The organism is Pseudomonas sp. CC120222-01a (genome assembly GCF_003097235.1).
GTDB lineage: Bacteria > Pseudomonadota > Gammaproteobacteria > Pseudomonadales > Pseudomonadaceae > Aquipseudomonas.
Genome location: NZ_QEQQ01000028.1, coordinates 43,991 through 59,326, shown reverse-complemented (window position 1 = coordinate 59,326; position 15,336 = coordinate 43,991). Strand labels below are relative to the sequence as shown.

Here is a 15,336-nt window from a genome sequence, read left to right as displayed (position 1 = left end):
CCTTGTGATTTTGCGGACGTGTTTTCAGCGAAAAGTACCGGGCGCCCGATGCAACAAGGGCCGCGCAGCAATCCGTTGGCGCTGCAGACTGTCACAGGTGAACACCTGTGGCCGTTCAATCAGATAGCCCTGGGCGTAATCCACGCCGATCTCCTGCAAGGCCTGCTCGATCAACGGTGTTTCGACGAACTCGGCGATGGTCCGCTTGCCCATGACGTGGCCGATGTGATTGATCACCTCGACCATCGCACGGTTAACCGGGTCGTCGAGCATATCTTTGACAAAACTTCCGTCGATCTTCAAGAAGTCGACGGGTAAATGTTTCAAATAGGCAAATGACGACATCCCGGCACAGAAGTCGTCCAGGGAGAACTTGCAACCCAGCCCCTTCAATTCATTGATGAAGCGGATCGCGCTGCCGAGGTTGGCAATGGCACTGGTCTCGGTGATCTCGAAGCAGATCATGCGCGGCGGAATGGCATACTCGACGAACAACCGCTGCAGGTACTCGAGGAACTTGTCGTCGCCAATGCTCGTCCCCGAAAGATTGATCGCGCACATCGCCAGCGGCCCGTCCCGCCCTTCATCCAGGCATTGGCGGATGACCTGGAACACGCTGCGCACCACCCAGCGGTCCAGCGCCGTCATCAGGCCATAGCGCTCAGCGGCCGGGATGAAGCTGTCCGGGAGAATGGTGCGACCGCTTTCGTCGTGCAGGCGCAGCAGGATCTCGATGTGGCCCGGGCCCTCGATGGCTTCCAACGCAGCGATTTCCTGACAGTAGAGGCAGAAGCGGTTTTCCTCCAGGGCCACATGCAGGCGCTGGATCCAGGCCATTTCGCCAAAGCGCATGGACAGTTCGCTGTCGTCGGCGTGGTACACCTGCACGCGGTTACGGCCCTTTTCCTTGGCCATGTAGCAGGCCATGTCGGCTGCCCGCAGCGAGGCCTCCAGCGTGCCCGGAGCCTGCGCCATGTGCACCAGGCCGATGCTGACGGTGGTCACGAACGGCCTGCCCTTCCACACGAAGTGCAGGCTCTGCACGGCCTGGCGCAGGTTCTCGGCGATGCGCTCGGACTGATCGGCCGGGCAGTTTTCCAGCAGCACGCCAAATTCGTCGCCGCCCAGGCGCGCCAGGGTGTCACCTTCACGCAACCCTGACTGCAGCACCGCACAGATGTGCCTGAGCAACTCGTCACCGGCAGCATGGCCGCAAGTGTCGTTGACCAGCTTGAACTGGTCGAGGTCGAGGAACATCAACGAATGCCGCCCAGCCTGGCGCACCAGGCCATTGAGCGCTTGTTCCAGGCGGTATTCGAACTCGCGGCGATTGGCCAGGCCAGTCAAGGCGTCATGGGTGGCCTGCCACGACAGGTTGGCGATGTACTGACGCTCCTGGGTCATGTCGTGCAGCACCAGCACGATACCGGCCACCTGGCCATTGTTGATGATCGGCGAACCGACCAGGTTGACCGATACCGTGCTGCCATCCAGGCGCTGGATCAGCCGGGCATGCTCGGCGCCGCCCTTGAGGCTGCCACTGAGCACCTGCTCGACCAGCGAGCAGCCTGCGCCCTCCTCCTGCTCGTCGAGCAGGCTGAACAGCGCCCCCAGTGGCAGGCCCAGCGCCTGGCCGGACTGCCAGTGGGTCAGCTGCTCGGCTGCGGGGTTCATATAGCCGATATTGCCCTCGACATCGGCAGTGATCACCGCGTCGCCAATCGCCTCGAGGGTGATCTGCGCCCGCTCCTTCTCCTCGCGCAGGGCATTGGCGAAGGCCTGGCGCTGGGCCAGCAGCTTGCTCGAACGGCGCCAGGCGATGGTGATTAGGAACAGCGCGGTCAGCAGGTTGGTGACCAGCAGCACCTTCAGCAGCATCCGCGAGCCTTCGCCCAAGGCATCGCTGAAAGCCTTGGCCGCTGGCGTGACGCCTTCGTTGATCGCAACGATACGCGCCTTCCAGTCATCGAGCTGGGCAGTGCCGACTTGCCCTGCTGCGAAACCCGCGTGCATTTCGCTGGCCAGCACATCGAGCTTGATCAGGTAGTCATCGCCGATGTTCCAGTAATCGATCGCCGTCTGCATGTAGCTGACCTGGCGGAAATTGCGGTAGAACCAGATGATCCGGTCGACATCGTCCGGGTGGTTGCCACCCTGCAACACGGCCTGGCGGGCACCTTCCAGGTCGGGGCTGGCCTGGTCGAGCAGTTCACGCAGTTCGTGGTCGCCCTGGGGGATGGCCATGACTTGGCGATAGCGCTGATAGGTGCGCTCGTCGCGGTCATCGGCATACAGGTTGAGGTAATAGATGGCGTCTTTCTGTGCCTTGGACCAAAGGCTTTCACCGGCCACGTAGGCACGAACCGCCGACAACGCATATAGGCTGAGGCTACCCAGCAACACCTGGAATACGACAACGGCGATGAAGGGCCAGATGATGCCTACCAACCTTGGCGCTTCTTGAGTGCGATTTCCCTTCATTTAGTCCCTGTCGCAGAGCAGATAAGACTTGAATCAACCCAGACAAGCACAGCGTAGGCCATTTGCCATCTACCTGGAGGGAAATTTTGTCGGTTACTCAGGTCTGCTGCAGATGCCCATAGAGCTTGGCGTACAAGCCACCTTCTGCAATCAGCTGCTGATGGTCGCCATCCTCGGCCACATGCCCGCCGTCGAACACCAGCACGCGGTCGGCCTGCTTCACCGCCGACAAGCGGTGGGCAATGATCAACGTGGTCCGGCCGCTGAGGAAACGCGCCAGTGCCTTGTGCAGGTTGTACTCGGTGGCGGCATCCAGCGCCGAGGTGGCCTCATCGAGAATGACCACCTTGGGCTCGGCCAGCACCATGCGGGCAATCGCCAGGCGCTGACGCTGCCCACCGGACAAGCGCACCCCCGAGCGGCCGACAACGCTGTCCAGCCCTTGCGGCAAGGCGGCAATGGTGGCGTCCAGCTGGGCAATACGCAGTGCCTGCCAGCAGGCCTCGTCGCTGCATTCGCGCCCCATGGTCAGGTTGGCGCGCACGCTGTCGTTGAACAGCGAGGGGTGCTGCAGCACCACTGCGACGTTCTCGCGCAAGGTCTCAAGGCCGATTTCCTGCAGGCTGGCACCGCCAAAGCGGATGGTCCCGGCCTGCGCGCTGTACAGGCCCAGCAGCAACTGCACCAAGGTGCTCTTGCCGCCACCGCTGGCACCGACGATGGCCACCTTCTCACCGGGGGCAATGGCCAGGTTCAACTGGTCCAGCACCGGCTCATCGGCATAGGCGAAACGCAGGTCGCGTACTTCGATACCCACCGTCTCGCGGCCGGCGAACGGGTCGCTGGCGGCCGGGTACTGCGGCTCGTCGGCCCGCGACAGCAGCTCGTTGAGCCGGCTCAGCGCGCCGCCGGCGGCGTAGTAGGCATATTGCAGGTTGAGCAGCTGCTCCACCGGGCCGATCATGAACCACAGGTAGCTGAACACCGCCAGCATCTGGCCGATCGACAGGTCGGAGAACAGCACGGTCAGCATCGCTGCAGCGCGGAAAATATCGATACCGAACTGGAACAGCAGGCCACTGGCACGGCCACTGGCATCGCTCTTCCATTGCGATTCCACGGCATAGTCGCGCACTTCACGGGCGCGCAGGCCGAGGCGGCCGAGGAAATAGCCCTGGCGGTTGCCGGCCCGGATCTCCTGGATCGCATCCAGGGTTTCCGACAGCGCCTGGGTAAAGCGCGAGGTGCTGTCGTTCTCGAGCTTCTTCAAGTGCTTGACGCGCTTGCCCAACTGCACGGTGAAGTAGATCACCAGCGGGTTGAACAGCAGGATCAGCAACGCCAGCTTCCAGTGCATCCAGATCAGGATCGCCGCCGTGCCGGTGAGGGTCAGCATGGCCACCAGGAAGCGGCTGAGGGTCTCGCCGACGAACTTGTCGAGGGTATCCAGGTCGGTGACCAGGTGCGTGGTCACGGTGCCGCTGCCGAGGCTTTCGTATTCCTTGAGCGAGATGCGCTTGAGGCGCTCGATCAGGCGAATGCGCAGGCGGTAGACGATATCCTTGGCCAACCCGGCGAACAGCTTGGCCTGCACCACGTTGAAGGCCAGTGCCGCCAGGCGCAGGCTCAGCGTGGCCGCCAGCATCAGGCCGATGTAGCCGGCCGCCACTTGCCAGCTGCTTGGCAGCAGGTGGTTCATCCATTTCAGCGCGGCATCGCCGTGGCCCAGCAGCACTTCGTCGACCAGCAACGGCAGCAGCAACGGAATCGGCACGCTGCAACAGGCCGCCAGTACGGCGACCAGATTGGCGGTCCAGAGGTTTTTCTTGTGATGCAGGGCCAGGCGGCGGATTTCCGCCCAGCTCAGGCGATCAGACACAGCAGCGGGCTTCCCTGGCACAGGGTCTGGCGACCCTGGCAGATCAAGCACAGACGGCCTGCTGTAGCCAGCGGCCAAGCAGGGGCTGCAGGCTTTCCAGCGGCTGGTAGCCGTTGGTCAGCAACGCCAGTTGGCCATTGCGCTCGGCCAGCAGGGTCGGGAAGCCGGCGATCCCGAGGTCCTGTACCCAGCTGAAGTCCGCGCTGGTGGCGGCGCGGGTGTCATGGCTGGCGAACTGCTGGGCGAAGCGCTCGCGGTCGAAGCCGGCCTGCTCGGCCAGCTCGACCAGTTGCGGGGCGCGGGTGACATCCACGCCCTGCTCGTAGAACGAGCGCTGGATCAGCGCCAGCAGCGGCCACACGCGCTCGGCGTCCAGCTCGCGGGCAGTGACCAGGGCACGGCAGGCTGGTTCGGTGTCGTAGACGAAGCCGTCAGGCATGGCGCCTTCGAAACGGAACGGCTGCCCGGTGGCTTCGGCCACCGCCTGCCAGTGTTCGAGGATGTACTTGCGGGTCGAGCCGTCCAGCGCGCTGCCACCGCTGCGCAGGCCGCCCGGCACCAGCCGCGTGCTGACGCCCGCCTCGGCGGCCTGTGCGATCAGCGCCGCAGCCACTGGCGCGAACCCCCAGCACCAGGAGCACATCGGGTCCATCACATAGATCAGGCGGGCGGTCATGGCTCAAGCCTCGGCTTTATAGTTGTAACCAATCGGGTGTGGCTGGTTGCGGGCCTTGGCCAGCTCGATCTGCTTCTGCCGGTCGATGGCGCTGCGCCGGGTCTTCTCGCTCAGGGTGTCCCAGCAGTGCGGGCAGCTCACGCCTGGCGAATAGTGCTCGGACTCACGGTCCTTGGCATCGACCGGGTGGCGGCAGGCATGGCACTGGTCATACTCGCCTTCGCTCAGGTCATGGCGCACCGTGACACGGTTGTCGAAGACGAAGCAGTCGCCGTCCCAGAGGCTTTCTTCCTGAGGCACTTCCTCGAAGTATTTCAGGACGCCACCCTTAAGATGATAGACCTCCTCGAAGCCTTCACCGAGCATGTAGCTGGAAGCTTTTTCGCAACGGATGCCACCGGTGCAGAACATGGCGACCTTCTTGTGCTTGCTCGGGTCGAAGTTGGCCTTGATGTACTCGGGGAACTCGCGGAAGGTCTCGGTCTTCGGGTCGATGGCGCCCTTGAAGGTACCAATGGCCACTTCGTAGTCGTTGCGGGTATCGATCAGCAGCACTTCCGGATCGCTGATCAGGGCGTTCCAGTCCTTGGGCTCGACATAGGTGCCGACGGCCTGGTTCGGGTCGACGCCCGGCACGCCGAGTGTGACGATCTCTTTCTTCAGCTTGACCTTGGTGCGGTAGAACGGCTGCTCGTCGCAGTAGGATTCCTTGTGGTCGACATCGGCCAGGCGCGGGTCGTTGCGCAGCCAGGCGAGCAGGCCGTCGATGCCCTCGCGGGTGGCCGAAACGGTGCCGTTGATGCCTTCGTGGGCCAGCAGCAAGGTGCCTTTGACGCCGTTGTCGAGCATGGCCTTGAGCAGCGGCTCACGCAGTTCGACGTAATCTTCCAGGGTGACGAACTTGTACAGCGCCGCCACGACGATAGCTTGGGACATTCAGGTGGATCTCCAGGTGGTTGCCCTCGTAAGGGGCGGACCGTGGTTGACATAAAAAAGCATGGGGGCGCCTTGCGCCCCTTTCGCGACACAAGGCCGCTCCTACAGGGGAATGCGAATTCCTGTAGGAGCGGCCTTGTGTCGCGAAAGGGCCGCAAAGCGGCCCCCGGATTTTGCAGGATTGTACCAGAACGACGGAAAGGATTCAGTGCCCGCCGCCGGCACACACCGGCGAAGCCGGTGCTGCGCCCACTTTGGCCCACTCTTCGGCCGTGTAGGTGTGAATCGCCAGGGCATGGATCTCGCCCATCAGCTCACCCATGGTGGCGTAGACCTTCTGGTGGCGCTTGACGCTGTTGAGCCCGGCAAACTGCTCGCTGACGATCACCGCCTTGTAGTGGGTTTCCTGGCCACGGCTATGCATGTGGCTTTCGTTGAGCACTTCAAGGTGTTGCGGGGCCAGCGCGGCCAGTTGCTGCTCGATGCGTTGCTGCATGCTCATCGGCTATGACTCACTTCTTGGCCGGGGCGGCGGCCTTGCCTGCGTTCGGGTCCAGCTCCTTGGTCATGTCGTCGAGCAGCTTGTTGACCACCGGTACAGCCGGTTCCAGGCTGGTCTGGGTCAGCTGGGCCGACTGCTGGGTGACCTTGGGCATTTCTTTCAGGACTTTCTTGCCCAGCGGCGACTCGTAGAACTTGACCAGGTCCTTGAGCTCCTGCTCGGTGAAGGTCTGGGTGTACAGGTCGACCATCTTTGGCTTCAGCTTGTTCCAGCCGATGGCGTTGTCCAGCGCGGCGTTGGCCTTGGCCTGGTAGCTCTCGAGCACCGGCTGCTTGGAGGCCGGGGCTTTGGTCTGGGCGAAACGCTGGGCGAACATCTGCTGGACCTGCATGTACACCGGAGTGCCGAGCTTGTCGGCATTGGCCAGGGTCAGGAATTTCTCGGCGGCTGCGTTGTGGCTTGGGGTGGCAGCGAGTACCTGGCCACTGGCACAGGCCAGGGCGACGGCAGCACAGAGGACACGGAGACGGGTCATTGCATTTCCTTCAGGAGGGGGAGGCGGTACCTCAGAGTAGAGCATTCTGCTCCCGCAGGGGCGCAGCGCTCAAGTGGCACGACGAGCGAATGAACCGCTCGATCGCATGAGGGCCTAAACTGCTGATTCTGACTGACAAAGGAGTGAACGCAGCATGAGCCGTATCGAGACAGACAGCCTGGGCCCGGTCGAAGTTCCTGAGGACGCCTACTGGGGCGCCCAGACCCAGCGCTCGCTGATCAACTTTGCCATTGGCAAGGAACGCATGCCGCTCGCGGTGCTGCACGCCCTGGCACTCATCAAGAAAGCCGCCGCGCGGGTCAACGACCGCAACGGCGACCTGCCCGCCGACATCGCCCGGCTGATCGAACAGGCGGCCAACGAAGTGCTCGACGGCGAGCACGACAACCAGTTCCCGCTGGTCGTCTGGCAGACCGGCAGCGGCACCCAGAGCAACATGAACGTCAACGAGGTGATCGCCGGGCGCGCCAACGAGCTGGCCGGCAAGGGCCGCGGTGGCAAGGCGCCGGTGCACCCCAACGATCACGTCAACCGCTCGCAGAGCTCCAACGACTGTTTCCCTACTGCCATGCACATCGCCGCCGCCCAGGCGGTGCATGACAAACTGCTGCCGGCGATTGCCGAGTTGTCGGCGGGGCTGGCCGAGTTGTCGGCGCGCCACAGCAAGCTGGTCAAGACCGGCCGCACGCACATGATGGACGCCACGCCGATCACCTTCGGCCAAGAGGTGTCGGCCTTCGTCGCCCAGCTCGACTACGCCCAGCGCGCCATCCGCGCCACCTTGCCAGCGGTGTGCGAGCTGGCCCAGGGCGGGACCGCCGTGGGTACCGGGCTGAACGCCCCACATGGTTTTGCCGAAGCCGTGGCCGCCGAGCTGGCCGCCCTCTCCGGCCTGCCCTTCATCACCGCCCCCAACAAGTTCGCCGCCCTCGCCGGCCATGAGCCGCTGACCAGCCTGGCCGGTGCCCTGAAGACCCTGGCGGTGGCGCTGATGAAGATCGCCAACGACCTGCGCCTGCTCGGCTCCGGCCCGCGTGCGGGGCTGGCCGAAGTGCGCCTGCCGGCCAACGAGCCGGGCAGCTCGATCATGCCCGGCAAGGTCAACCCGACCCAGTGCGAGGCCCTGTCGATGCTGGCCTGCCAGGTATTGGGCAACGACGCGGCAATCGGCTTTGCCGCAAGCCAAGGGCACCTGCAGCTGAACGTGTTCAAGCCGGTGATCATCCACAACCTGCTGCAGTCGATCGAGCTGCTGGCCGATGGCTGCCGCAACTTCCAGCAGCATTGTGTGGCCGGCATCGAGCCGGATGCGCAGCAGATGGCGGCGCATCTGGAGCGCGGGCTGATGCTGGTGACGGCGTTGAACCCGCACATCGGGTATGACAAGGCGGCAGAGATTGCCAAGAAGGCCTATGGCGAGGGCAAGACCTTGCGTGAGGCAGCGCTGGAGCTGAAGTACCTGACCAATGAGCAGTTCGACCAGTGGGTAAGGCCGGAGAACATGCTGGCGCCCGGTGGCAAGGGCTGACTCTGCCAACAGGCTTTACGCGATCCCCGTGGGAGCGGGCTCGCCCGCGAACACGGGCGAAGCCCGTGCCATCCACCGCGGTGTATGCTTCGCGGGCACGCCCGCTCCCACAAAGAGCGCGCAATCCTATGCCAGGCGTGCCCTTCTGGTCTTCCAGCCGGCCACCAGCGAAGGCCCCAGAGCCACCAGGGTCGACCCCGCCACCACCGTCACCGCCCCCACATAGCCCAGGGTATTGATGTCCTCGGCCTGCACATACTCCGGCCACACCACGGCCGCCAGCGCCACCGCGACAAAGGTCACCAGCGGCGTCAGCGCCAGCGTGGCACTCACCCGCGACGCCTCCCAATGCGCCAGCGCCTCGGCAAACGCGCCATACGCCACCAGGGTATTCAGGCAGCAGGCCAGCAGCAGCCAACCCTGCACCGGGGTCAATTGCAGCGCCTCCAGCGGATGCACCCACGGCGTCAGCAGTGCCGCGCAAGTCAGGTAGATGACCATCATCACCTGCTGCGAATGCCACACCGTCAGCAGCTGCTTCTGGCTCAGGGCATAGAACACCCAGATGCTGGTCGCCAGCAGAACGGTCAGGACCCCCGTGGTATAGGCGCCAAGTGAGGTCAGCAGCTCTTCAAGGCGCTGGTTGAAGAACAGGCCAAAACCGCCCAGCAGCACCAGCAGGCCGATGCCCTGCCCCAGGCTGAAACGCTCTTTGAACACCAGCACGCTGGCCACCAGCAACAGCACCGGCCCCATCTGTACCACCAACTGGGCAGTACCGGGGCTCAGCAGTTTCAGGCCGATCAGGTACAGCACGTAGTTGCCCATCAGCCCGAACACGGCCACCACGATCAGCGCCCTGCCCTTGGGCGCCAGCTTGCGCAGCGATGGCAGGCGCCGCTGGGCCGCCAGCCAGGCGAACAGCACGCCGCCGGAGACCAGCAGGCGGTACCAGGTAACGGTCAGCGGGTCGACCACCTGCAGCACCTGCTTGAGTTTGATCGGCAGGATGCCCCAGAGCAGCGCAGTCAGCAGTGCCAGGAACAGGCCGTAGCCCCAACGGCCGGAAGTTGTGTGCATACAGTCCTCGAATCAGCCCTTGGTGGGGGTAAGCGAATTCTAAGGCCTTGAAGCACCGGGCCGGAGGAAACTGCCGGGAAATAAATTCACCGGGTCATTCCCTGGCGGCATGCCTGGCTATTTCTTGTCCTTGGCGAACGCCGCTTCGATGGCCTCGTTGATGGTGCGCAGCACCTTCACCCGTGCCCAGCGCTTGTCGTTGGCTTCGACCAGGGTCCAGGGTGCGATCTCGCTACTGGTGCGGTCGACCATGTCACCCACGGCCTGGGTGTAGTCGTCCCACTTTTCGCGGTTGCGCCAGTCGTCTTCGGTGATCTTGTAGCGCTTGAACGGGATCTGCTCGCGCTCCTCGAAGCGCTCCAGCTGGGTCTGCTGGTCGATCGCCAACCAGAACTTGACCACCACCACGCCGGCATTCACCAGTTGTTCTTCGAAGTCGTTGATTTCGCTGTAGGCACGCATCCAGTCGGCTGGGCTGCAGAAGCCTTCCACCCGTTCCACCAGCACCCGGCCATACCAGGAGCGATCGAAGATGGTGAATTTGCCACGCGCCGGGATGTGCCGCCAGAACCGCCACAGGTAAGGTTGCGCACGCTCTTCTTCAGTGGGCGCGGCAATCGGCACGATGCGGTACTGGCGCGGGTCCAGCGCGGCCGCCACGCGGCGGATGGCACCGCCTTTGCCGGCGGCGTCGTTGCCCTCGAACACCGCCACCAGGGCATGCCGACGCATGCGTTTGTCTCGCAGCAGGCCAGCCAGGCGGGCCTGCTCAGTGACCAGTTGCTCCTGGTAGTCCTGCTTGTCCAGGCGCAAGGTCATGTCCAGCGCACCGAGCAGGCTGCGCTGGTCGATGCTCTGGCCCAGCGGAGCGACGTTGCCCTGGTGCTTGCCCTTGGGGTTGTTGGCCAGCGCCGCCTGCAGGCTCTCCAGCAGGATGCGCCCCACCGCCAGGCTGCGGTAGTTCGGGTCGACCCCTTCGACGATATGCCACGGCGCGTAGTCGCGGCTGGTGCGGCGCAGCACGCGTTCGCCGAAGCGCACGAAACGGTCGTAGGTTTCCGACTGCTGCCAGTCCAGCGGGCTGATCTTCCAGCTGTGCAGCGGGTCGTCCTTGAGCGATTTCAGGCGCGCCTTCATTTGCTTCTTGGACAGGTGGAACCAGAACTTGATGATCAGTGCGCCCTCGTCGCAGAGCATCTCTTCGAGCCGTTCGGCGCCGGTGATGGCCTGGTCGAGCACGGCATCCTTGAACTGGCCATGGACCCGCCCCTGAAGCATCTGGCTGTACCAGTTGCCGAAGAACACGCCCATCCGCCCTTTGGGTGGCAACGCCCGCCAGTAGCGCCAGGCCGGTGGCCGGGCCAGTTCTTCATCGGTCTGCTGGTCGAAGGTGAGCACGTCGATCATGCGCGGGTCCATCCACTCGTTGAGCAGCTTGACCGTCTCGCCCTTGCCGGCGCCTTCGACACCGTTGATCAGCACGATCACCGGGAACCGCGCCTGCTGCTTGAGTTCGTACTGGGCATCGAGCAGCGCCTCGCGCAAGGCGGGGACTTCTGCGTCGTAGGTTTCCTTGTCGATGCTGTGACCGATTTCTGCGGATTCGAACATGCACTGGCTCCTTCATTGGATAAGCAAGACTAGCGGATTTGCGTAGTGCCTGTGCAAACCCGGCAGATGACATAAAATCCGCACATCCGCTGCAACCGAGCCAACCATGTCCACCCTCCTCCAGCATGCCCAGATCGACTGGGACGACCAGGGCCGCCCCCACTCGCGGCAGTACGACGACGTCTATTTCTCCAAGAATGAAGGCACCGACGAAACCCGCTACGTATTCCTCGAGCAGACCCGCCTGGCGCAGCGCTTTGCCGACCTGGCGCCACACGGCTGCCTGGTGATCGGCGAGACCGGCTTCGGCACCGGCATGAACTTCTTCTGCGCCTGGCAGCTGTTCGCCGAGCAGGCTCATGCCGATGCGCGCCTGCATTTCATCAGCGTCGAGAAATACCCGCTCGGCCATGAGGACATGGCCCGCGCCGTGCGCCTGTGGCCCGAGATGGCGGCTTTCACCGAGCCGTTTCTGGCGCAGTACGTGGCGGTACACCCAGGCTTCCAGCAGTTCAGCTTCGACAATGGCCGGGTCACCCTGACCCTGCTGATCGGCGACGTCCTGGAACAACTGCCGCAGCTCGATGCCAGCATCGACGTGTGGTTCCTCGACGGCTTTGCGCCTGCGAAGAACCCCGACATGTGGACCCCCGAGCTGTTCGCGCAATTGGCGCGGCTGGCCCACCCCGGCACCGCGCTGGGTACCTTCACCACCACTGGCTGGGTACGCCGCGGGCTGATCGATGCCGGCTTCACCATGAAGAAGATCCCTGGCATCGGCAAGAAGTGGGAGGTGATGAGTGGCGAATACACCGGGCTTCCCTCTCCGGCCAGCGCCGCGCCCTGGTACGCCCGCCCTGCCCCCGTGGAAGGCCCGCGCCAGGCACTGGTGATCGGTGCCGGGCTGGCGGGCAGTGCCAGTGCCGCCAGCCTGGCCGCACGCGGCTGGCAAGTGACCGTGCTGGAGCGTCACGATGCACCTGCCCGGGAAGCCTCAGGTAATCCCCAGGGCGTGCTGTACCTGAAATTGTCCGCCCATGGCACTGCCCTGTCGCAGATGATCCTGTCCGGTTTCGGCTTCACCCGGCGCCAGCTCGAACGCTTGCAGCGTGGCCGCGATTGGGATGCTTGCGGCGTGCTGCAACTGGCATTCGACAGCAAGGAAGGCGAGCGCCAGGCCAAGCTTGCCGAGGCCTTCGACAGCAGCCTGCTACGTGCACTGTCGCAGGCCGACGCCGAGACGATGGCCGGGGTCGCGCTGCCGGCGGGCGGCCTGTTCTATCCGGAGGGTGGCTGGGTACACCCGCCTGCGCTGTGCCAGGCACAACTGCAGCACCCGAACATTCGCGTTCAACTGCATCAGGACGTGGTCGAGCTGCGTAAGGCCGACGGCCTGTGGCAGGCGTGGGATGGCGAGCGTTTGCTGGCCAGCGCGCCGCTGGTGGTGCTGGCCGGGGCTGCCGACGTGCGCCGCTTCGAGCCTTGCGCGCAATTGCCACTCAAGCGTATCCGCGGGCAGATCACCCGCCTGCCGGCCACCGCCGCCAGCCGAGCACTGCGCACCGTGGTCTGTGCCGATGGCTATGTCGCTCCGCCTCGGGGTGATGAGCACACCCTGGGCGCCAGTTTCGACTTCCACAACGACGACCTGACGCCAACGGTCGCCGAGCATCAGGGCAACCTGGCGTTGCTCGACGAGATTTCCACCGATCTGGCCTCGCGCCTGGGCGTTGAGGCTCTCGAAGCCGAGCAACTGCAGGGCCGCGCGGCGTTTCGTTGCACCAGCCCCGACTACCTGCCGATTGTCGGGCCGGTAGCCGACCCTGCGATGTTCGCCGAGGCCTATGCCGTGCTCGGCAAGGATGCGCGGCAAGTGCCGGAGATGGTGTGCCCGTGGCTGGACGGGCTGTATGTGAACAGCGGGCATGGCTCGCGAGGGCTGATCACAGCGCCATTAAGTGGCGAGCTGATTGCAGCCTGGGCCAGTGGTGAACCGTTGCCGTTGCCACGGGCGGTGGCCGAAGCCTGCCACCCGAACCGGTTCATGCTGCGCAAGCTGATTCGCGGAAAGTGAAAGGCTGGGGCCGCTGTGCGGCCCTTCGCGGGCATGCCCGCTCCACAAAGATCTCGATGGCTGTGATATCCCTGTGGGAGCGGGCGTGCCCGCGAAGGGCTGCACAGCAGCCCCATTCCTTATAACAGATCGATCTAAAACTCCCACAAACCACGCGGGTCAGTTCCTTACAGGGTGCCCTAATCCGGGGCACTCATTCCCCAACGGAAAAACCGGTAAGGACCTATGTGCGGATTAGCAGGAGAGTTGCGTTTCACCCCAATCGACCAAGCCCCTCGCCCAGCCGACCTGGCTGCGGTAGAGCGCATCACCCATCACCTGGCGCCCCGCGGCCCCGATGCCTGGGGCTTCCATAGCCAGGGCCCGATCGCCCTCGGCCACCGCCGGCTGAAGATCATGGACCTGTCCGACGGTTCGGCGCAGCCGATGGTCGACAACACCCTGGGCCTGTCGCTGGCCTTCAACGGCGCCATCTACAACTTCCCCGAGCTGCGCCAGGAGCTGCAGGACCTGGGCTATAGCTTCTGGTCCGAAGGCGACACCGAGGTGTTGCTCAAGGGCTACCACGCCTGGGGCGCGGCCTTGCTGCCCAAGCTCAATGGCATGTTCGCCCTGGCCATCTGGGAGCGCGACAACCAGCGCCTGTTCCTGGCCCGCGACCGCCTCGGCGTCAAGCCGCTGTACCTGTCGCGCAACGGTGAGCGCCTGCGCTTCGCCTCGACCCTGCCGGCGCTGCTCAAGGGTGGCGACATCGACCCGATGATCGACCCGGTGGCGCTCAACCACTACCTCAACTTCCACGCCGTGGTGCCAGCACCGCGCACGTTGCTGGCCAATGTGCAAAAGCTCGAGCCCGGCACCTGGATGCGTATCGACCGCCACGGCGAAGTCGAACGCCAGACCTGGTGGCAACTGCACTACGGCCCCAACCCGGACGAGCGCGACCTCGACCTGGAAGGCTGGACCACCCGCGTGCTCGACGCCACCCGCGATGCCGTGGCCATCCGCCAGCGCGCCGCCGTGGACGTGGGTGTGTTGCTGTCTGGCGGTGTCGACTCCAGCCTGCTGGTCGGGCTGTTGCGCGAGGTCGGCGTGGACGACCTGTCGACTTTCTCCATCGGCTTCGAGGACGCCGGGGGCGAACGCGGTGACGAGTTCCAGTACTCCGACCTGATCGCCAAGCACTACGGCACCCGCCACCACCAGTTGCGCATCGCCGAGCACGAGATCATCGAACAGTTGCCGGCCGCCTTCCGCGCCATGAGCGAGCCGATGGTCAGCCACGACTGCATCGCCTTCTACCTGCTGTCGCGAGAAGTGGCCAAGCATTGCAAGGGCGTGCAAAGCGGCCAGGGCGCCGATGAGCTGTTTGCCGGCTACCACTGGTACCCGAAAGTGGACGGCGCCGAGGATGCCTTTGGCGCCTACCGCGAGGCCTTCTTCGACCGCAGCCACGACGAGTACCGCGACACGGTCCAAGCGCCCTGGCTGCTGGAAACCGACGCGGCCGGCGACTTCGTCCGTGAACACTTCGCCCGCCCCGGCGCTCCCGATGCCGTGGACAAGGCCTTGCGCCTGGACAGCACGGTGATGCTGGTCGACGACCCGGTCAAACGGGTCGACAACATGACCATGGCCTGGGGCCTGGAGGCGCGCACGCCGTTCCTCGACTACCGCCTGGTCGAGCTGTCGGCGCGCATTCCTGCGCGCTTCAAGCTGCCCGACGGCGGCAAGCAGGTGCTCAAGCAGGCCGCACGGCGGGTGATCCCACACGAGGTGATCGACCGCAAGAAGGGCTACTTCCCGGTGCCCGGCCTCAAGCACCTGGAAGGCGCGACCCTGGGCTGGGTGCGCGACCTGCTGACCGACCCGAGCCAGGACCGCGGCCTGTTCAACCCGGCGATGCTCGACCGCCTGCTGAGCAACCCGCACGGCCAGCTCACCCCGCTGCGCGGCTCCAAGCTGTGGCAGCTGGCGGCCCTGAACCTGTGGCTCAGCGAACAAGGAATCTGA

11 protein-coding genes are annotated in these 15,336 nt (G+C 64.6%); 3 read left to right on the top strand and 8 right to left on the bottom strand.

The window, feature by feature from the left end; genetic code table 11:
- Positions 1-24 precede the first annotated feature (24 nt).
- From N430_RS25740 to N430_RS25715, 6 genes are all read right to left on the bottom strand, one after another.
- Positions 25-2,481 (bottom strand): EAL domain-containing protein, encoded by a 2,457-nt coding sequence (locus N430_RS25740; protein ID WP_110639595.1) that lies wholly within the window; start codon positions 2,479-2,481, stop codon positions 25-27.
- Between the two features lie 97 nt (positions 2,482-2,578).
- The gene (locus N430_RS25735; protein WP_110639594.1) at positions 2,579-4,411 is read right to left on the bottom strand and encodes an ABC transporter ATP-binding protein; all 1,833 of its coding nucleotides are present in this window, start codon (positions 4,409-4,411) and stop codon (positions 2,579-2,581) included.
- Positions 4,404-5,036: a DsbA family protein gene (locus N430_RS25730; RefSeq protein ID WP_110639593.1), complete on the bottom strand. Its 633-nt coding sequence runs from the start codon at positions 5,034-5,036 to the stop codon at positions 4,404-4,406. Before N430_RS25730 ends, N430_RS25735 begins: the two co-directional genes overlap by 8 nt.
- A 3-nt stretch (positions 5,037-5,039) precedes the next feature.
- Entirely contained in the window at positions 5,040-5,972 is a 933-nt protein-coding gene (locus N430_RS25725; protein ID WP_110639592.1) for a rhodanese-related sulfurtransferase, read from the bottom strand.
- A 205-nt stretch (positions 5,973-6,177) separates the two neighbouring features.
- Positions 6,178-6,474: a BolA family transcriptional regulator gene (locus N430_RS25720; protein WP_110639591.1), complete on the bottom strand. Its 297-nt coding sequence runs from the start codon at positions 6,472-6,474 to the stop codon at positions 6,178-6,180.
- A gap of 10 nt (positions 6,475-6,484) precedes the next feature.
- Positions 6,485-7,009: a DUF2059 domain-containing protein gene (locus N430_RS25715; protein ID WP_110639590.1), complete on the bottom strand. Its 525-nt coding sequence runs from the start codon at positions 7,007-7,009 to the stop codon at positions 6,485-6,487.
- A gap of 154 nt (positions 7,010-7,163) precedes the next feature.
- On the opposite strand from N430_RS25715, the gene N430_RS25710 reads away from it, so the two are divergent.
- Positions 7,164-8,558: a class II fumarate hydratase gene (locus tag N430_RS25710; protein WP_110639589.1), complete on the top strand. Its 1,395-nt coding sequence runs from the start codon at positions 7,164-7,166 to the stop codon at positions 8,556-8,558.
- 126 nt (positions 8,559-8,684) lie between these two features.
- Here N430_RS25710 and N430_RS25700 read toward each other — a convergent pair whose 3' ends face one another.
- Positions 8,685-9,638 (bottom strand): DMT family transporter, encoded by a 954-nt coding sequence (locus N430_RS25700; protein ID WP_110639588.1) that lies wholly within the window; start codon positions 9,636-9,638, stop codon positions 8,685-8,687.
- Between the two features lie 117 nt (positions 9,639-9,755).
- Entirely contained in the window at positions 9,756-11,249 is a 1,494-nt protein-coding gene (gene pap / locus N430_RS25695; protein ID WP_110639587.1) for a polyphosphate:AMP phosphotransferase, read from the bottom strand.
- Positions 11,250-11,355: 106 nt separating this feature from the next.
- Here pap and mnmC point away from each other — a divergent pair, with 106 nt between their 5' ends.
- A complete protein-coding gene (mnmC, locus tag N430_RS25690; RefSeq protein ID WP_110639586.1) occupies positions 11,356-13,323 on the top strand; it encodes a bifunctional tRNA (5-methylaminomethyl-2-thiouridine)(34)-methyltransferase MnmD/FAD-dependent 5-carboxymethylaminomethyl-2-thiouridine(34) oxidoreductase MnmC in 1,968 nt (655 codons plus the stop codon).
- Between the two features lie 225 nt (positions 13,324-13,548).
- Positions 13,549-15,336, top strand: a complete 1,788-nt coding sequence (locus tag N430_RS25685; protein WP_110639585.1) for an N-acetylglutaminylglutamine amidotransferase — start codon at positions 13,549-13,551, stop codon at positions 15,334-15,336.